The following is an 18,401-nucleotide window of genomic DNA, read 5'->3' as shown; positions in this document are numbered from 1 at the left end:
TAGGTGTTTCGTCGTGTTCGGTTAGGTCTGTAGTCCGCCGTTTCAAACGGTCGAATTCTTCTCCACGCCATTCTTGGCTTCGCTGCTGGAAGCGGCGATGGCCTCGTGATGGCGGATCACTTCGCGGATGATGAAGTTCAGGAACTTTTCCGCGAAATCGGGGTCGAGCTGCGCGTCGTCGGCAAGGCGGCGCAGGCGTGCGATCTGGGCCTGCTCGCGCGCCGGATCGGCCGGCGGCAGGCCGTGGGTGGCCTTGAGTACACCCACCGCCTGGGTGCAGCGGAAGCGCTCGGCCAGCATGTGGACCAGCGCGGCATCGATGTTGTCGATCGAGGCGCGATACTGGGCAAGCAGGTTCTTGACGTCGGCGTCGTTCATCACAGCACTCATTTCTTCTTACCCACCCCCGGAAGACCGCCGCCGCCAAGACCGGGCAGCTTCATGCCGCCGGGCAGGCCCGGCAGGCCGCCGCCGTTGCCAAGACCCGGAAGACCGCCGGGAAGGCCCTTGCCGAGGCCGGCGGCTTCGGCCTGCTTCTTAAGCGCCTCGAGCTGCTTGGGGTCCATCTTGGAGAGGTCGGGCATGCCACCCGGCATACCGCCGAGTCCACCGGCGAGACCGCCAAGGCCCATCTTCTGCGCCATGCCGCCCATCAGGCCGCGCATCAAGCCGCCGCCTTTTCCCTTGCCGCCCATGGCCTTCATCATGTCGGCCATCTGGCGATGCATTTTCAAAAGCTTGTTGATCTCGGCCGCATCGGTGCCGGAGCCGGCGGCGATGCGCTTCTTGCGGCTGTGCTTGAGCATGTCAGGGTTGGCGCGCTCGGCCTTGGTCATCGAGGAGATGATGGCGAGCTGGCGCCCGAACATCTTGTCGTCGAAGCCGGCGGCGGCGATCTGGTCCTTCATCTTGCCCATGCCGGGCATCATTCCCATGATGCCGCCCATGCCGCCCATCTTCTGCATCTGGCCGAGCTGGTCGGCGAGGTCGTTCAGGTCGAACTTGCCCGACTGCATCTTCTTGGCCATCGCCGCGGCCTTTTCCGCGTCGATGGTTTCGGCGGCCTTCTCGACCAGCGAAACGATATCGCCCATGCCGAGGATGCGGTCGGCGATGCGCTTGGGATAGAATTCCTCCAGCCCGTCCATCTTCTCGCCGGTGCCGATGAGCTTGATCGGCTTGCCGGTGACGGCGCGCATGGAAAGGGCCGCACCGCCGCGGCCGTCGCCGTCCATGCGGGTCAGCACCAAGCCGCTGATGCCGACGCGCTCGTCAAAGTTCTTGGCGAGGTTGACGGCGTCCTGACCGGTGAGGCTGTCGGCGACGAGCAGGATTTCGTGCGGATTCGAGGCCTTCTTGATGTCGGCCATCTCGACCATCAGCGGCTCGTCGATATGGGTACGGCCTGCGGTGTCGAGGATGACGACGTCATGGCCGCCAAGCTTGGCTGCCTGCACGGCGCGCTTGGCGATGTCGACCGGCGTCTGGCCGGCGATGATGGGGAGCGTGGCGACCTTGGTCTGCTCGCCGAGTTGGCGCAGCTGCTCCTGCGCGGCCGGGCGGCGCGTGTCGAGCGAGGCCATGAGCACTTTCTTGCCCTGGCGCTCGGTCAGCCGCTTCGCGATCTTGGCGGTGGTGGTGGTCTTGCCCGAGCCCTGCAGGCCGACCATCATGACGACGACCGGAGCAGGCGCGTTGAGATCGATGGCCACGCCCTCGGCGCCAAGCATCTCGATCAGTTCGTCATGGACGATCTTGACGACCATCTGGCCGGGCTTGATCGACTTGAGCACGGCCGCGCCGACGGCCTTCTCGCGCACGCGGTCGACGAAGGAACGCACGACCTCCAGCGCCACGTCGGCCTCGATGAGGGCGCGGCGCACCTCGCGCAGCGCAGCCGAAACATCGGCCTCCGACAGCGCGCCACGGCCGGTCAGGCCGTTGAGAATGGAGCCAAGTCGCTCTTGCAGCGAATCGAACATCGTTCTTCCTTCTGTCTCTGACTGGTTTCCCCGCCAGAGGTAATGGTTCCGCACACAAGAGCCAAGCAATTCGAGCCGGGCAAATGCCCAAAGCCGAAAAGCACCCGGGGGCGCATCGCGCTGCCGGGTGTTGGCCTCCGGGATCGTTTTATACCGCTATGGGTCCCGGTCGGCTGCTCGGAGTGTACTACTCGTCGCGGAATTGTGGGCGTGTAGACAGGAAAACGGGGGCCGAGTCAAGGCAAACCGCGCATTTGCGGGCCTTGGAGACGAGAAAACCGGCGCGCGGCGCCGTCGGATCGTTCGGAACCAAATCTGGCGGCGCGACCGTCGAGGCCTGGATCCCCGGAACCTCCGCACTTCACTGCGCTCGTGCTCCGGCCCGAGGATGACGGAGGTGTTGCGACTTGCGGACAACCTCCGGCGTCGACGCTTCGGGCTGGCGATTGGGGCTGACGATTGAATGAGACCGATGCCCAACCTCGTCATCCTCGCGTCCTGAGCGCGAGCAAAGCGAGCAGGCGAAGGATCGCGGGGATCCAGGCCTCGATCTCTCAACCGGCAGTCCGGGGCCAAGCGGGAATAACGCAGCGCGCCGGATCAGGGCGCGCTGCGGGGACAGGAGGAACGATCAGGCCGCCCGCTTCTTGGGCGTGATCAGGCCGCGCGCGACCAGAAGCTCGGCGATCTGCACCGCGTTGAGGGCCGCACCCTTGCGCAGGTTGTCGGAGACGATCCACATGGCCAGGCCATTCTCGACGGTGGCGTCCTCGCGGATGCGCGAGATGTAGGTAGCGTCCTCGCCGGCGGCCTCGATCGGCGTGGCATAGCCGCCGTTCTCGTGCTTGTCGATGACCAGGCAGCCCGGCGCCTCGCGCAGAATCTCGCGCGCCTCTTCCGGCGTGATCGGGCTCTCGAACTCGATGTTGACGGCTTCGGAGTGGCCGATGAACACCGGAACGCGCACGGCAGTGGCGGTCAGCTTGATCTTGGGGTCGAGCATCTTCTTGGTTTCGGCCACCATCTTCCACTCTTCCTTCGTGTAGCCGTCCTCCATGAACACGTCGATGTGCGGGATGACGTTGAAGGCGATGCGCTTGGTGAACTTCTTGGCCTCGACCGGATCGGCGACGAAGACGGCGCGGGTCTGGGTGAAGAGCTCGTCCATGCCTTCCTTGCCGGCACCCGAGACCGACTGGTAGGTGGAGACGACGACGCGCTTGATCCTGGCCTTGTCGTGCAGCGGCTTCAGCGCCACGACGAGCTGGGCAGTCGAGCAGTTCGGGTTGGCGATGATGTTCTTCTTGGAGAAGCCCGAAATCGCATCCGGGTTCACTTCCGGCACGATCAGCGGCACGTCCTGGTCGTAGCGCCAGGCCGAGGAGTTGTCGATGACGACGCAGCCCTGCTTGCCGATCTTGGGCGACCACTCCTTGGAGATGTTGCCGCCGGCAGACATCAGGCAGATGTCGGTGTCGGAGAAGTCGTAGGTGTCGAGCACCTTCACCTTCAGCGTCTTGTCGCCGTAGGACACTTCGGTGCCGAGCGAACGGCGCGAAGCCAGCGGCACCACCTCATCGGCCGGAAAGCCACGTTCCTCGAGGATATTGAGCATTTCCCGGCCCACATTGCCCGTGGCGCCAGCGATCGCTACCTTGAAACCCATCTCAGATTACTCCTGTCCCTCTCCGCTCGCTTCTTGGAGAAAGCCCGCCGGCCGTTGCGGGCTCTTCACCCCCGGGCCGGACCCGGGAGAGGGTGAGCAGGCCAAGGGAAGTCAGACCGTAGTGGTCGTTTTTTTGGCCGTAGTTTTGGTCGAAAGCAGGGACGCGGCTCTGCGCCCGGCAAGATGGTCATCATCATGGCCGGAGAAGTCGAATGCGAAATGAGCCGAAAAATGGCCGCGCATCGGAGGGTTCCCTGTTCGTCGCCGCTTTTACGCACTTTGCGTAAATAGTCAATCGGCGCTCGCAGCACCATCTGGCGTTGCGCCGGAGTTTCTGATTCACTCGCTGCGTTGGGCCGGGCTGAGGGAAAAATGCACGGAGAAGTACTCTATTACGACGAGACGCAAGGCTTCGGCGTGATCGCCGGGGCTGACGGCAACCGCTATGCCTTCGGCCGCGAGGACCTGCGCCGTGAGATGCCGCTGGCAAAGGGCGACCAGGTCGAGTTCCAGTCGGCCGGCGGCCAGGCGCGCAACATATTCACCGTGCGCCCACAGATTGGCGGCGCCGAGACAGCCAAGCTGCCTGAGCCGGCGCAACGCGCGGGCGCGACGACGGGCGAGGCGCCGCAATCGACCGGCCTGTGGTCCTATTTCTGGCACGGCCTCACCACCAACTACGCCAACTTCCGCGGCCGTGCCCGCCGCAAGGAATATTGGGGCTACTATCTGTTCTCCACGCTCATAGCGCTGGCCCTCGTGGGAATCGGGCTGGCCATCGACGTTGCGTCGGGAAATCTCGGAAACGACAAGGTGGCGCCATTCGCCAGCGTCGGCCTGGTCGTGCTGTATGCGGTGGCGACCTTCATCCCGGCGCTGGCAATGGCCATCCGCCGCCAGCACGACATCGGCATTTCGGGCTGGTTCTACCTGCTCGTCTTCGTGCCCTATATCGGCAGCATCATCCTGATCGTCTTCGGGCTCATTCCCACGCAGATGCACGAAAACAAATGGGGGCCGATACCCGCAGGCCTCACCTGACGGCGGTCCGCAAACGAACAGGCCCGGCTTTCACCCGAAAGCCGGGCCTTTGTCCGAAAATGGAAGCGCGTCCGGGCCACACGAAGGTGGCCCGGCGGCTTCAAGTCAAATCAAGCCGCGAGCGACAGGAATTTTGCGACGATGGCATCGCCCATGGCGGCGGTGCCGACCTCGGTCTTGCCTTCCGACATGATGTCCTTGGTGCGCAGGCCGTCGTCCAGCACGGCGGCGATCGCCGCCTCGAGGCGGTCTGCCTCAGCCACCATGTTGAAGGAATAGCGCAGGCACATGGCGAACGACGCGATCATGGCGATCGGGTTGGCGATGCCCTTGCCGGCGATGTCGGGCGCCGAGCCGTGCACCGGCTCATAGAGCGCCTTGCGCTTGCCGGTCGTGGCATCCGGCGCGCCGAGCGAGGCCGAGGGCAGCATGCCGAGCGAGCCGGTGAGCATGGCGGCCACGTCCGACAGCATGTCGCCGAACAGATTGTCGGTGAGGATGACGTCGAACTGCTTGGGCCAGCGCACCAGCTGCATGCCGCCGGCGTCGGCCAGCATGTGCTCGAGCTGGACGTCGGCATATTTGGCCTTGTGGGTCTGGGTGACCACTTCCTTCCACAGTACGCCCGACTTCATCACATTGTGCTTTTCCATCGAGGTGACCTTGTTGCCGCGCGTGCGCGCCAGCTCGAAGGCCACACCGGTGATGCGCTCGATCTCGTAGGTGTCGTAGACCTGCGTGTCGATGCCGCGCTTCTGGCCGTTGCCGAGATCGATGATCTCCTTGGGCTCGCCGAAATAGACGCCGCCGGTCAGCTCGCGCAGGATGAGGATGTCGAGACCCTCGACCACCTCGGGCTTGAGAGACGAGGACGAAGCGAGCGCCGGGTAGCAGATCGCCGGGCGCAGGTTGGCGAACAGCTGCATGTCCTTGCGCAGGCGCAGCAGGCCGGCCTCGGGGCGCACTTCGTAGGGCACGTCAGCCCACTTCGGGCCGCCGACGGCGCCGAACAGAACCGCATCGGCGGCCATCGCCTTTTCCATGTCGGCGTCGGAGATCGACTGGCCATGCGCGTCGTAGGCCGAGCCGCCGACGAGGCCTTCCTCGGTCTCGAAGCCGCTGCCGAACTTGTCGTTCATCACCGAGATCAGCTTGCGGACCTCGTTCATCGCCTCGGGACCAATGCCGTCGCCCGGCAGGAGAAGAAGCTTGCGCGTTGCCATCAGAGAAAACCTTTCGGAAAGCCGTGAACCGCGGCCTTGCTAAACGCCAACCGCCCGGCGCGCAAGACGGAAAGGCTTGGTGCAGGGAGGGAAGTGTTTTCGGGTGCTTGCCGGCACTGCAAGGAGGAGGTGCCGATGTTCAAGTCCATATTCGGCGGCTCGGTTTCGGGAGGGCTGGATTGGGTGGTCTCTGCGCATAGTCGGCAGAAAAAAGCCCGGCTATCGGGGCCGGGCTCTTGTTCAGCATTGATGGAATCAGTACCGCGTTGCGACGGAACACCAAGGTTCCTGTCATTTAATTTCCCACGTCGTGTTGTGGGGAATGTCCATCGCGGTATAGCCGCCCGGACCAGCCAGCGCAGGCATTGCTATGCAAGCAAAGGGCTCGGTTCCAGTGATGCCCGCGTACTTTCCGGTACCGCCCGTGATGATATGGGTGCCGCAACTCATTTCGGGCTGCGATTTGTCGACGTCACGAGTGTCGAAGGTAGAGAATATCTTGTCTCCATCCTTGTCGGCCAGCACACAAGCGCCATCGATGTACTTCTTTTCGCCCGAGGCGACGCTCACGGCCGTGCAGTGTGCCGCCATCTTATCGAGCATTGCCTCCCCCTTCATGTTTTGGGTGGTCCCGACCGCCTCCAATGCAGTGGCTGTGCCGAGCCCGGGGATGTCGATGCTCGTCAAAGGTCGGAAGATGAAATGCGTCACGTAGGGGGTAGTCCCCTTCTTTTCGATCGAGGCGGCAAGGGCGACCCCCGGCGCCAAGGACAGCAGTAGCGCGGAGAGAAGGGCCGCTTTGACAGGAGACATCGCTGCGACAGAAGTCGCGACTATGGGTTTCATCGGTTCCTCCATGGTAGCGGCGGAACAGGCCCATGGTCTACACCGCCGCAGATGGGAGACGACCTGCTTGCGTTTCAAACGTGTGTGGTTTTGCCGAGCGCCAGTTCCCCGATCAAGTTCAAGCGTGCGGTCGAAAACCAACCCGATGGACTTCGACAGTGCCTGGGGACGAGACCGCATCTTCGATGGCCGATGCCTGGACTCTTCCAAACTCATGCCGCAGCCGACGCATGAGCAACTGCCTCTGGAGCCAAGATACCAGAATTTTCCGTGGCGAGCCACGGAACGCGGTTCACTTTTCGACGGAGCCGGCTTCCCTCCGGATGCCAACTGTTCCGGTCGGGTGCAACGGGGTTGAGTTTGCCACCCTTATGCACGGATCGACATCACCCCCGCTTCAGCGCCGTCACCTCGATCTCGATCTTCATCTCCGGCTTGTTGAGCTGGCAGACGATCATGGTCGCGGCCGGGCGGATCTCGCCGAATGCTTCGCCGAGGATCGGGAACACAATGTCGGCAAAACTCTGGTCGGTGATGTAGTAATGCGCGCGCACCACGTCGGCGAGCGCGAAGCCGCCCTCCTCCAGCGCCTTGGCGATGGTGGCGAGACAGTTGCGGGTCTGGTCTTCCACGCTGTCGGGCATGGTCATGGTAGCGTAGTCATAGCCGGTGGTGCCCGAGACAAAGCACCAGTCGCCCTGCACCACCGCGCGCGAATAGCCGGCGGTCTTCTCGAAGGGCGATCCGGTCGAAATCAATTTGCGCATGAAAAGAGGCTCCCGGTCTATTCGCTGAAGGATTTTGTCATCGCCGCGCGGATCTCCGCCGGCCAGGCATCGAGCGGCGGCCAGGCGTCGGGGGTGGCGCCGCCGTTTTCCTGCGCGAAATAGACGGTCCTGGCCTTGGGGTCGACGGCCACGAAGCCGTTGCCCTCGCCGCAGGCATGCGGGATGCAGCCGCTTCCATAGAGGACCCCGGAAGCCGTGGTTTCCAGCCCCCCGGAAACCGAGAGCGCCAGAACCACGTCGAAAAACTTGTCGCCCAGCATCTTGCGGGCGGCGGCGTAGAAATCGCCATTGGCGAAGAGATCGAACGGGTGGGCGATCTTGGCCGGGTCGAGATCACCCCAGTGCGTGCCGGGCTGCGGCACATAGCTCATCTGCCCGGCCACGCGCAGGCCGTCCTCGGGCGACCAGCTCTGCACGTCGGCGGTGGCGCCGGGGCGCAGATAGGGCACGAAAAAGATGTTGTCGTCGGTGACGGCGGCCGGCGGCGCGCCGCACTCCTCGCCCACCGTCGTGGTCTTGAGCCCGCTGCCCTCCGGCTTCCAGACGATGACGGTGGCCGGGCCGCAGGCATTGCCGCCATCGCCCACCGCAAACAGCGCCACCTTGGTGCCCTGCAGGTCGATCGTGCGGTCGTAGAGCACGACGTAGTTGCGTGCGAGCTCCTTGCCGTTGAAGGCAAGAATCTTGTCGAGGTCCGGGGTTTCGGTGATGGTCAGCTTGCCGCCGGCGAAGGGGATCGAGGTCGGCGGATCTTCCTGCGCCAAGGCGGGCGCGTTCGCGGCGAGGGCAAGTCCGGCAGCGAGAAGCGGGGCGATCCAGTTCATGGCAACTCCGAATCAGGAGTTTCGAAGGGCCGGAAAATGAGCCTCCGGCGGCGAATCTGCCTCGACCATGCCACAGGGCCGCAGGCGCTGCCAGTTTTCATCTCGACCGGCATTTTTGTCCTGTGCCGATTGCCGGCTGGGCGCCGCCCGCATGCAAAAGGGCCGCACGAGGCGGCCCTTTGCGAATGTCCCGATCCGAAGCGGTGACGCCCCAGATGCCGCAGCTTACGCCCAGGGGCGGGTCTCGGCGTATTTCTTCTCAAAGCTGTCGATCGACGGGGCCTTTTCCATGGTCAGGCCGATGTCGTCGAGGCCGTTGAGCAGGCAGTGGCGCTTGAAGTCGTCGAGGTCGAACTTGACCACGCCACCATCGGGGCCGTGGATTTCCTTGCCCTCGAGGTCGATGGAGATGGTGGCATTGGCGCCGCGCGAGGCGTCGTCCATCAGCTTGTCGAGGTCTTCATGGCTGACCGTGATCGGCAGGATGCCGTTCTTGAAGCAGTTGTTGTAGAAGATGTCGGCAAACGAGGTCGAGATCACGCAGCGGATGCCGAAGTCGAGCAGCGCCCACGGTGCATGCTCGCGGCTGGAGCCGCAGCCGAAATTGTCGCCAGCGACCAGGATCTGCGCGTTGCGGTAGGCCGGCTTGTTGAGCACGAAATCGGCGTTTTCCGAGCCGTCCTCGTTGTAGCGCATCTCGGCGAAAAGCCCCGTACCGAGCCCGGTGCGCTTGATCGTCTTCAGGTAGTCCTTGGGGATGATCATGTCGGTGTCGACATTGACGATCGGCAAGGGAGCGGCGACGCCGGTGAGCTTGGTGAATTTTTCCATGGCTTTTTCTCGCCCGTTTCTGGTTCCGGGAAATTCGTTCGATCCCGCTTTACACAAAGGAGGCGGGGAATCAAAGAGGCCGCCTCGACGCGGCCTTCAAATCACGTTGAGCTCGCGGAACGGCCGGCCCTCGGCGATGCGGGCGTAGGAAAAGGCCGAGCAGTCGATGCTGCGATAGCCGCCATGGACCAGAAGCTCGGCCAGCGCCTTGCCCACCGCCGGCGCCTGCTGCAGGCCGTGGCCGGAAAAGCCGTTGGCGAAGATGAAGTTTTCGACCTCCGGATGCGGCCCGATGACCGCGTTCTGGTCGAGCGTGTTGTAGTCGTAGTGCCCGGCCCAGGCGCGGGTCGCCTTGATCGCCTCGAAGGCGGGCACGCGGGTGGCCAGAACCGGCCAGATTTTTTCCTCGAACAGCGACCAATCGGGATCGAAATCCTTTGCGTCGGCCGGGCCTTCGCCCTCCTCGCTCTCGGCCCCACCGGTGATGTAGACGCTGCCTTCCGGGCGCACATAGACGCCGCTGGGGTCGACCATCAGCGGCATGTCGGCGAACTTGTCATGCGCCTCGAAGACGAAGACGGTGCGCTTGCGCGGCTCGACCGGCAGCTTGAGCCCGGCCATGGCCGCGACCTTGCCGGCCGACGGACCTGCGGCGTCGAATATGGTGCCGGCTTCCAGTCGCTCGCCATTTTCGAGCGTGACGGCGGTGACACGATTGCCCGCGCGTTCGATGCCCGCGACGGCATGGGTGATGAAATCGACGTTCTTTTCGCGCAGCGCCTTGCGGAACAGCATCAGCATGGCATGCGCGTCGAACCAGCCCTCGCCGGAGCGGCCATAGGCGCCGGCAGTGATGCCCTCGGTGGAGATCCAGCTGAAGCGCTTCTGCAGCGCGGCCGCATCCTCCAGCACGATGTCGGCGCCCTCGGCCATCTGCGCGGCATGGTTCTGCTCGAGGATCGGCAGGCCGCCCTCGCCGGCCAGGATGAGATAACCGCCCTCGCGGAAGCCGATGTCGGCGCCGGCGCCGAACTCATGCTCCAGCCGGCGGAACAGCCCCAACGTGAACTGCGACAGACGGATGTTTTCCGGAATCGAGAACTGCTGGCGAATGGAGGCGCAGGACAGCGTGGTGGACGAGTAGGTGAATTGCGGGTCGCGCTCGATCAGCGCGATGGAGCCCAAAAATCCCTCCTCGCGCAGGTAATAGGCAATCGAGCTGCCGACGATCGCCCCGCCGATGATGATGACGTCGTAACGCGCCATATGCATTTTCCCCAATGCTTAGGTTGTTTGGTCGTGCCTTATCAGGGTTTTGCGCGCCAGTCTTGCAAGAGCCAGCATTGCCGGGCAAGAAAGGCCAATGATGCAAGCCCCCCGTCTGCGCCGCTCGGTGCTCTATGTGCCCGCCTCAAACGACAAGGCACTGGCAAAACTCGCCTCGCTGTCCTGCGATGCGGTGGTCATCGACCTTGAGGACGCTGTGGCCCCTAGCGAAAAGGCTGCAGCCCGCGAAAAATTGGCAAAAATCCTCGGCAACCGCCCGGCCGGCGTGCGAGAGATGGTGGTGCGCATCAACGCGCTGTCGAGCGAATGGGGCGCCGACGACATGGCCGCGGCGGTCGCCTGCCGGCCCGACGGCATATTGCTGCCCAAGGTGGAGACGCCGCGCGACGTACTGGAAGCCGGAGACCGGCTGGACAAGGCCGGCGCGCCCGAAACCCTGCGACTGTGGTCGATGGTCGAGACGCCGCGTGGGCTCATGAACCTCGGCGCGATCGCCGAGCTTGCCCGCGACGCCGCCTCGCGCCTGTCCTGCCTGGTGGCGGGTACCAACGACCTGGCGGCCATGACCGGCGTGCTGGCCACGCCCGAGCGACGCTATCTGAGGCCCTGGCTGATGCAGATGGTGCTGGCCGCGCGCGCCGGCGGGCTCGACATACTCGACGGCGTCAGCAACGATTTCCGTGACCTCGACGCCTTTGCGGCGGAATGCGGGGAGGGCGCCGCCATGGGCTTCGACGGCAAGACGCTGATCCACCCTGCCCAGATCGCGCCGGCGGAGGCCGCCTTCTCGCCTTCGCCAGCCGCGCTGGCCGAAGCGGAGCGGATCGTGGCCGCGTTCAAGCTGCCCGAAAACGCCGGCAAGGGCGCGATCGGCCTCGACGGCCGCATGGTCGAGCTACTGCATTGCGCGCAGGCCGAAACGCTGCTTGCCAAAGCGGCGATGATTGCCAAGTAAGCTGAAAAGGCGTGGAATGGGGCATCGTTCGGGAAACCGCTTCGAAGAACGATGCGAAAACAGGATATTATGGCCTCGGGCCGATTGCATGCCCGCTGCCGAAACGACGTTCAAGGCAACAACGCCATGACGGGGAATGACAGATGAAACTCTACCGTTTTCTCACCGGCCCGGACGACGCGAGCTTCTGCCACAAGGTGACAGCGGCCCTGAACAAGGGCTGGCACCTGTTCGGCTCGCCCACCTATGCCTATGACGCCGAAACCAAGGTCATGAAATGCGGCCAGGCGGTGGTGAAGGACGTCGAGGGCCAGGAATACGACCCCGGCATGAAGCTCGGCGATTTTTGAGGCGGCGCGGCCGCCGGCCCTCGTCTTGAGCGCCCCATGAGGCGGGCTCGCCTGCCTCATGTGCGGAATTCGTTTGGCAGCCGACGGCTCAATGCTGGTCGGCCGCCTCCTCGATGCGCTCCATGTCGTCGTCGCTGAGGCCGAAATGGTGGCCGATCTCATGGATCAGGACATGGGTGACGATGTCGCCCAGCGTCTCCTCGTTTTCGGCCCAGTAGTCGAGGATGGCGCGGCGATAGAGCGTGACGCGGTTCGGCCCCTCGCCCGTCTGCGGGTTCCAGCGCTCGGCAATGCCGCGGCCCTCGAACAGGCCGAGCAGATCGAAAGGCGTTTCGAGCGCCAGATCGTCCATGATTTCGTCGGTCGGGAATTCGGCGATCTGGATGATGACCTCGCCGGTCAGCCGGCGAAACTCCTCCGGCAGATGCGCATAGGCTTCCAGCGCCATGAACTCCATCTCCTCCATCGAGGGCGAAAGCTGGTCATGCCAGGCGCGATTCTTGTAAATACGGGCCATTCTGTTTCCTTTTGACCGCATATAGCCTTTTGACGGTCGGCTTTCGAGGCCTTTGCGCCGGGCGGGGAAAATTACCGCGGACAAGCGCTTTGCCAGGCATTCCGAAGGGGGAGGGATAAATCCCCAATACGAAATGCTTGACTCTCTCGGGGCGCTCTGGAATCAATAAGAACATAACGGGAACAAATATCGGAAAGCACACCGTCATGGCGACGTCCGCCGTGGCGCGGGCAACTGTTTCTGCCTTGCGCCGCAAAATCGCACAGATCGAAGGCACGCTGCCGGAACGCCTGGCGGCGCCCGCCGAGGCACGGCCGGAGGCGCTGGTGTTGCGGCGCCACGGCGTCGCGGCGGTGGAGCCGTGCTTCGCGACCGGCGCGCAGGCTTTCGATACAGCCCTCGGCGGCGGCCTGCCGCTGGCCGCCCTGACCGAAATCCATGGCGCAGAGACTCGCGACGCCGGAGCCGCGAGCGGTTTTGCCCTGGCGCTGGCCGGGCTTTTGCTGGCGCGGACGGCACGAAGGGCGCCGCTGCTCTGGATCGGCACCGCCGAAATCTTCCGCGAGGCCGGCATGCCCTATGCGCCGGGCCTGCGCGCCCGCTTCGGCATCGAACCGCAGGAACTGCTCGTGGCCGAGGCGCCCAGGCTGCCGGATGTTCTGTGGATTGCCGAAGAGGCCGCCAATCTGAAGGGGTTTTCGGCCGTCATCCTCGAAATCCGCGGCAACCCGCAAAAGCTCGACCTCACCGCCACGCGCCGCCTGCACCGGCGCGCGCTGGGCGCGGGGCGGCCGGTCTTTCTGCTGCGGCAGGCGGCCTTGCCCGAGCCGACCGCCGCCCCGGTGCGGCTCGTCGTCTCGCCAGCAACCGCCGCGCCGCGCCACACCCTTGCCGGGCCGCTGGCCGGCTCGATCGGCCCGCCGGGCTTTGCCGTCCGCATCGACAAAAGCCGCCTTGCCCTGCCCGGACAGTTCACCCTGGAGTGGAACGCCGATGAACGCTCATTCGCCGAAAGACAGCAGCCGGCCCTCGGGCCAGCGGATTCTGGCGCTGTGGTTTCCCTATCTCGGCACCGAGCGCATCCTGCGCCAGCGCCTGGGGCGGTCGTGGCGCTCGCAGCTGACGGCGGCGCGGCCGCCGCTGGTCATCAGCCACCGCGAAAAGAACACCCAGCGCATCGCCGCCCTCGACGAGCAGGCTGAGCGGCTGCGGCTGAAGCCGGGCATGGGCATTGCCGATGCGCGTGCCATGCATCCCGGCATCGAGATCGTCGAAGCCGACCCGGCCGCCGACCGCCGGCTGCTGGAAAGCCTGGCCGACTGGTGCGACCGCTACACCCCGCTGGTGGCGCTGGACGGGTCCGACGGCCTGTTCCTCGACATCACCGGCTGCGCCCATCTTTTCGGAGGCGAACGGGCGCTGCTCGACGACCTCCTGGCGCGGTTCTTCCATCAGGGGTTCGACGTACGGGCAGGGCTGGCCTCCACGCCGGGCGCCGCGTGGGCGGCGGCGCGCTTCCGCAGCCCCGATATCGTCGAGCCCGGGGACGAGGAAAAGATGCTCGAGCCCCTGCCGCTGGCAGCACTTCGGCTCGAGCCGGCAACGATCGCAGGGCTCGAAAGCGTGGGCCTGCGCAATGCCGGCGCCATATTGCGCAGCCCCCGCGCGCCACTGGCGCGCCGTTTCGGCGCGGCCCTCATGGCCCGCATCGACCAGGCGCTGGGGCGCATCGAGGAGGCGATCTCGCCGCGCCTGCCTGTCGCACCGCTGTCGGTGGAACGGCACCTGGCCGAACCGGTTGGGCTCATGGAAGACATCGAGCGGCTGGTGCTTCTGCTGGCCACGAGCCTGAAGGCGGATCTGGAGCGGCGCGGCGAGGGCGCGCGCGCCCTGCAGCTCCTGCTGTTTCGGGTCGACGGCATGGTCAGCCGCGTCAGTGTCGGCACCTCGCGGCCGCTGCGTGCGCCGGAGCTGGTCGCAAGGCTGTTCCATGAGCGGCTGACGGCGCTCGAGGACACGCTCGACGCCGGCTATGGCTTCGACCTCGTCCGGCTCTCGGTGCTGGCGGCCGCCCCCTTCGACATGGTGCAGGCCGACCTTGCCGGCGAGGTGGCCGGCAATGACGAGGACCTCGCCCTCTTCGCCGACCGCGTCGACGCCCGGCTCGGCTCCGGGACGGTGCAAAAATCCGTTCTTGTCGCAAGCCACATCCCGGAACAAGCGGTCGCCGCGCTGCCCTTCGCCGCCGCCGTCGGCGCCGCGATGCCGGCTAGGGCCGTACCGGCTCCCCAGCCGTCCGCAATGCCGGAGCGCCCGATCCGGCTGTTTTCCAATCCCGAGCCGGTCGAGGTCATGGCCGCCGAAATTCCGGAGGGCCCGCCCGCGCGCTTCCGCTGGCGGCGCGTTCTCTACGATGTGGTGCGCGCCGAAGGGCCCGAGCGCATCGCGCCGGAATGGTGGCGGGAAGGGGCGGACACGCCGACGCGCGACTATTTCCGCGTCCAGGATGCAGCCGGCCGCCGCTACTGGCTGTTCCGGCAGGGTTTTTATGGTGAAGACAAAGCCGGGCCGCGCTGGTTCATGCAGGGGCTGTTTGCATGAAAGAAGAACCATTCCCCTACGCGCCCATCGCTTCACCAGGCTATGTCGAGTTCGGCGTGCAGTCGAATTTTTCCTTCCTGCGCGGCGCATCGCGACCGGAGGAGCTGGTGGTGGCCGCCTGCCTTCTGGGCCATGCCGGCATGGGTCTTGCCGACCGCAACACGGTGGCCGGCGTGGTGCGTGCCTGGAGCCAGTCCAAATGCATCAGGTTGTCGAAAGATGCCGAGCCCGTGCGGCTTGCCTACCATCCCGGTTGCCGGCTGGTCTTCGGCGACGGCACGCCCGACGTTCTCGCCTATCCGCAAACCCGCGAGGGCTGGGGGCATCTGTGCCGCATGCTCACCGAAGCCAATCTGCGGCCCGAAACCGAAAAGGGCGCCACGCTTCTGAGGCGCGAAGACCTTTTCGAATGGGGCGATCTCATGTCGCTTGCCGTGCTGCCGGACTTTTCGGAGGCAGCGAGCGCGGACCAGCTTGCCCTTGTGCGCCAGCTGAAGGACCGGTTCGGTAGGAACCTCTGGCTCGCCGTCGCGCCCGCCTATCTCGGCAACGACCGCTTCCGCATCGCGCAGGCCGCCGCGATGGCCCATTCTGCGGGCGTGCCACTAATGGCAACCAACGACGTGCTCTACCATTCGGTCGACCGGCGCCCGCTGCAGGACGTGGTGACGGCGATCCGGCTGAACAGACCGGTCACCGAGGCGGGCTTCGAGCTAGCCGCCAATGCCGAACGCCACATGAAGCATCCTGTCGAAATGGCGCGGCTTTTCCGCGCCTATCCGCAGGCGCTGACCGAGACGCTTCGCTTTGCCGAAAGCCTCGAGTTTTCGCTAAACGAATTGAAGCACAACTATCCCGAGGAAACGACGGAAGAAGGCGTCAACCCTCAGGACGAATTGGAAAGGCTGACATGGGAGGGCGCCGCAAACCGATATCCGGAAGGCGTTCCGGAAAAGGTGAGGGGCCTCATCCGGCATGAGCTCGCAATCGTCGCCGGCAAAAAATACGCCCGCTATTTCCTCACCGTCCACGACATCGTCCGCTACGCCCGCTCGGAAGAGTGCAACGTGCTCTGCCAGGGGCGCGGCTCGGCGGCCAATTCGGTCATCTGCTATTGCCTGGGCATCACCGAGGTCGACCCCGACCGCGCGGAAGTCCTATTCGAGCGCTTCGTGTCCACAGAGCGTGACGAGCCGCCGGACATCGACGTGGATTTCGAGCACGAGCAACGCGACAAGATCATCGCCTACATCTATCGCAAATACAGCGAGAAACGCACCGCGCTCGCTGCCGCCGTTGTCAGCTACAGGGGGCGTTCGGCCCTCCGCGAAGTCGCCAAGGCGATGGGGCTTTCGGACGACGTGCGCGGCGCGCTGTCGGGCTCGATCTGGGGCTGGTCGTCCAGCACGTTGAGCGAGAAGGAAGCCCAGGCCGGCGGCCTCGACAAATCGGACCCTGCCGCGAAACATGTGATCGCCCGCTCCAACGAGATCCTCGGCTTTCCGCGCCACCTGTCACAGCATGTCGGCGGCTTCGTCATCACCCGGGACCGTCTCGACGAGATCGTGCCGATCATGAAAACGGCGATGGACGAGCGCAAGATGGTCGAGTGGGACAAGGACGATCTCGACGCCGTCGGCATCCTCAAGGTCGATATCCTCGCGCTCGGCATGTTGTCCTGCCTCAAACGCGCGCTTGATCTGCTGGAGGATCATTATCGCGTCCGCGACGATTATGGCCGGCGGCTGACGCTGGCGACGATTCCGGCGGAGGAAAAACCTGTCTACGACATGATCTGCCGAGCCGACACGCTCGGCGTTTTCCAGATCGAATCACGCGCCCAGATGTCGATGCTGCCGCGTCTGAGGCCGAGAAAATTCTACGACCTCGTCATCGAGGTGGCGATCGTGCGCCCCGGCCCGATCCAGGGCGACATGGTGCATCCCTATCTGCGCCGGCGCATGGGCAAGGAAAAGGTGGAATATCATCGCCCGGAGCTGGAAAAGATTCTCGGACGCACGCTCGGTGTGCCGCTGTTTCAGGAACAGGCGATGGCCATCGCCATCGAGGCCGGCGGCTTCTCGCCAGGCGAGGCCGACCAGCTGCGCCGGGCCATGGCCACGTTCCGGCGCAACGGTACGATCGGCAATTATCGCGACCGCATGATCCAAGGCATGGTCGAGAGGGGCTATCCGAAGGATTTCGCCGAACGTTGTTTCAAGCAGATCGAAGGTTTCGGCGAATACGGCTTTCCCGAAAGCCACGCCGCCTCCTTCGCGCTGCTGGTCTACGCCTCCTGCTGGTTCAAGACCTTCTATCCGGACGTCTTCTGCGCCGCGATCCTGAATTCGCAGCCCATGGGGTTTTACCGGCCCGCCCAGCTGGTGCGCGATGCGCAGGACCATGGCGTGGAAGTCAGGCCCATCGCCATCAACGCCTCGGACTGGGACTGCACGCTGGAGCAAGCCCCCTTCGATCCCAAGCGGATCATAGCCCGGCACGCCGAGATGCGCGGCGTGATCCAGACTGCGCGCGCGGTGCGGCTCGGCTTTCGCCAGATCAAGGGCTTGAGCGAAGACGATATGCGCGCCTTCGTCGCCGCGCGGGGGGAGGGCTACGATTCGGTGCGCGACGTGTGGCTGCGCTCGGGCCTGCGCGTCGATGCGCTGGAACGGCTGGCCGGGGCCGATGCCTTCCGCTCGCTGGGGCTCGACCGGCGCGAGGCGCTATGGGCGGTGCGTGCGCTGGGCAGCAGGGCGGTCGAGCGCCTGCCGCTGTTCGACCGTCCGGAAATCCGCTTGGCGGACATGGAGCCCAAGACCGAACTGCCGCAGATGCCGATGGGCGAGCACGTCGTTCACGACTATCGCTCGCTCGGCCTTTCGCTGAAGGCGCATCCCGTCTCCTTCCTGCGCGAAAGGCTGGACCGCGCCGGCATCACGCCGAACTGGCTGCTGCCCAAGGTTCCGGATGGACGGCGCGTTTCGGTCGCCGGTCTGGTGCTGGTGCGGCAGCGGCCCGGAAATGGCAAAGCCATCTTCCTTACCCTCGAGGATGAAAAGGCCATTGCGAATGTCATCATCTGGACAAGGGTGTTCGACCGGTTCCGTCCGGTCATCATGGGCTCGCGCTTCATCCGCGTCAGCGGCAAGCTGCAGTCGGAATCGGATGTCATCCACATCGTGGCCGACAGGATCGAGGACCTGTCGGCCTGGCTGGGCGAGCTTTCGGAAGAAGCCCGGGCAGGAGCAGACTCCGGCCATGCCGCAAACGCCGGGAACGACAGCCCGAAAACACGCGCCGCCGAGCGCTCGGGCACAAGAGCCCCGCCAGTCAGCTACGATCGCGAGAGCCTGGCCGGTAAAGTCCGCAGCGTCATGCCCAAGGGCCGGAATTTTCAGTAGCCTGTTTGCTGACGTGCTCGAAGCGGGCGCCGGTTTCCGGTCGGAGCCGGACCATTTCGCGATCAGAGTGGTAGCATTTCGAATGG

16 protein-coding genes are annotated in these 18,401 nt (G+C 64.9%); 6 read left to right on the top strand and 10 right to left on the bottom strand.

Annotated elements, in window-relative coordinates:
- Positions 1 to 42: 42 nt before the first annotated feature.
- The 3 genes from ABLE85_RS21275 to ABLE85_RS21265 all read right to left on the bottom strand — a co-directional run bounded on the left by ABLE85_RS21275 (position 43) and on the right by ABLE85_RS21265 (position 3,648).
- Positions 43 to 378 (bottom strand): chorismate mutase, encoded by a 336-nt coding sequence (locus tag ABLE85_RS21275; protein WP_348794711.1) that lies wholly within the window; start codon positions 376 to 378, stop codon positions 43 to 45.
- Between the two features lie 8 nt (positions 379 to 386).
- Entirely contained in the window at positions 387 to 1,982 is a 1,596-nt protein-coding gene (ffh, locus tag ABLE85_RS21270) for a signal recognition particle protein (RefSeq protein WP_348794710.1), read from the bottom strand.
- A gap of 631 nt (positions 1,983 to 2,613) precedes the next feature.
- Complete coding sequence (locus ABLE85_RS21265; RefSeq protein ID WP_348794709.1) at positions 2,614 to 3,648, bottom strand: aspartate-semialdehyde dehydrogenase; 1,035 nt, start codon at positions 3,646 to 3,648, stop codon at positions 2,614 to 2,616.
- Between the two features lie 372 nt (positions 3,649 to 4,020).
- On the opposite strand from ABLE85_RS21265, the gene ABLE85_RS21260 reads away from it, so the two are divergent.
- Positions 4,021 to 4,689, top strand: coding sequence for a DUF805 domain-containing protein (locus ABLE85_RS21260; RefSeq protein WP_348794708.1), 669 nt, complete (start codon positions 4,021 to 4,023; stop codon positions 4,687 to 4,689).
- A 110-nt stretch (positions 4,690 to 4,799) separates the two neighbouring features.
- On the opposite strand, the gene leuB is transcribed toward ABLE85_RS21260, so the two are convergent.
- The 6 genes from leuB to ABLE85_RS21230 form a co-directional block, all read right to left on the bottom strand.
- The gene (gene leuB, locus ABLE85_RS21255; RefSeq protein ID WP_348794707.1) at positions 4,800 to 5,912 is read right to left on the bottom strand and encodes a 3-isopropylmalate dehydrogenase; all 1,113 of its coding nucleotides are present in this window, start codon (positions 5,910 to 5,912) and stop codon (positions 4,800 to 4,802) included.
- A gap of 291 nt (positions 5,913 to 6,203) precedes the next feature.
- Positions 6,204 to 6,758 carry a hypothetical protein gene (locus ABLE85_RS21250; RefSeq protein WP_348794706.1) on the bottom strand — a complete coding sequence of 185 codons (555 nt, stop codon included), beginning with the start codon at positions 6,756 to 6,758 and terminating at the stop codon, positions 6,204 to 6,206.
- Positions 6,759 to 7,144: 386 nt separating this feature from the next.
- Positions 7,145 to 7,525, bottom strand: coding sequence for a RidA family protein (locus ABLE85_RS21245; protein WP_348794705.1), 381 nt, complete (start codon positions 7,523 to 7,525; stop codon positions 7,145 to 7,147).
- A gap of 17 nt (positions 7,526 to 7,542) precedes the next feature.
- Positions 7,543 to 8,370 (bottom strand): hypothetical protein, encoded by an 828-nt coding sequence (locus ABLE85_RS21240; protein WP_348794704.1) that lies wholly within the window; start codon positions 8,368 to 8,370, stop codon positions 7,543 to 7,545.
- A 225-nt stretch (positions 8,371 to 8,595) separates the two neighbouring features.
- Positions 8,596 to 9,201, bottom strand: a complete 606-nt coding sequence (leuD, locus tag ABLE85_RS21235) for a 3-isopropylmalate dehydratase small subunit (RefSeq protein WP_348794703.1) — start codon at positions 9,199 to 9,201, stop codon at positions 8,596 to 8,598.
- A 96-nt stretch (positions 9,202 to 9,297) separates the two neighbouring features.
- Entirely contained in the window at positions 9,298 to 10,467 is a 1,170-nt protein-coding gene (locus tag ABLE85_RS21230) for an FAD-binding oxidoreductase (protein ID WP_348794702.1), read from the bottom strand.
- Between the two features lie 97 nt (positions 10,468 to 10,564).
- On the opposite strand from ABLE85_RS21230, the gene ABLE85_RS21225 reads away from it, so the two are divergent.
- Together ABLE85_RS21225 and ABLE85_RS21220 are read left to right on the top strand one after the other, a co-directional pair.
- Positions 10,565 to 11,443 (top strand): CoA ester lyase, encoded by an 879-nt coding sequence (locus ABLE85_RS21225; RefSeq protein WP_348794701.1) that lies wholly within the window; start codon positions 10,565 to 10,567, stop codon positions 11,441 to 11,443.
- Between the two features lie 143 nt (positions 11,444 to 11,586).
- Positions 11,587 to 11,793, top strand: coding sequence for a DUF1737 domain-containing protein (locus tag ABLE85_RS21220; RefSeq protein ID WP_348794700.1), 207 nt, complete (start codon positions 11,587 to 11,589; stop codon positions 11,791 to 11,793).
- An 88-nt stretch (positions 11,794 to 11,881) separates the two neighbouring features.
- On the opposite strand, the gene ABLE85_RS21215 is transcribed toward ABLE85_RS21220, so the two are convergent.
- Positions 11,882 to 12,310 carry a metallopeptidase family protein gene (locus ABLE85_RS21215; RefSeq protein WP_348794699.1) on the bottom strand — a complete coding sequence of 143 codons (429 nt, stop codon included), beginning with the start codon at positions 12,308 to 12,310 and terminating at the stop codon, positions 11,882 to 11,884.
- 206 nt (positions 12,311 to 12,516) lie between these two features.
- On the opposite strand from ABLE85_RS21215, the gene ABLE85_RS21210 reads away from it, so the two are divergent.
- Genes ABLE85_RS21210 through ABLE85_RS21200 form a run of 3 tightly spaced genes read left to right on the top strand, consistent with a single transcriptional unit; the run spans position 12,517 to position 18,315 of the window.
- Positions 12,517 to 13,512 carry a hypothetical protein gene (locus ABLE85_RS21210; RefSeq protein WP_348794698.1) on the top strand — a complete coding sequence of 332 codons (996 nt, stop codon included), beginning with the start codon at positions 12,517 to 12,519 and terminating at the stop codon, positions 13,510 to 13,512.
- Entirely contained in the window at positions 13,394 to 14,911 is a 1,518-nt protein-coding gene (locus ABLE85_RS21205; RefSeq protein ID WP_348794808.1) for a DNA polymerase Y family protein, read from the top strand. Before ABLE85_RS21210 ends, ABLE85_RS21205 begins: the two co-directional genes overlap by 119 nt.
- Positions 14,908 to 18,315: an error-prone DNA polymerase gene (locus tag ABLE85_RS21200; RefSeq protein ID WP_348794697.1), complete on the top strand. Its 3,408-nt coding sequence runs from the start codon at positions 14,908 to 14,910 to the stop codon at positions 18,313 to 18,315. Before ABLE85_RS21205 ends, ABLE85_RS21200 begins: the two co-directional genes overlap by 4 nt.
- Positions 18,316 to 18,401 lie beyond the last annotated feature (86 nt).

The organism is Mesorhizobium sp. KR1-2, assembly GCF_040045035.1.
GTDB lineage: Bacteria > Pseudomonadota > Alphaproteobacteria > Rhizobiales > Rhizobiaceae > Pseudaminobacter.
The sequence above is the reverse complement of the archived record's forward strand: the minus strand, read 5'-3'. Positions and strand labels throughout refer to the sequence as shown.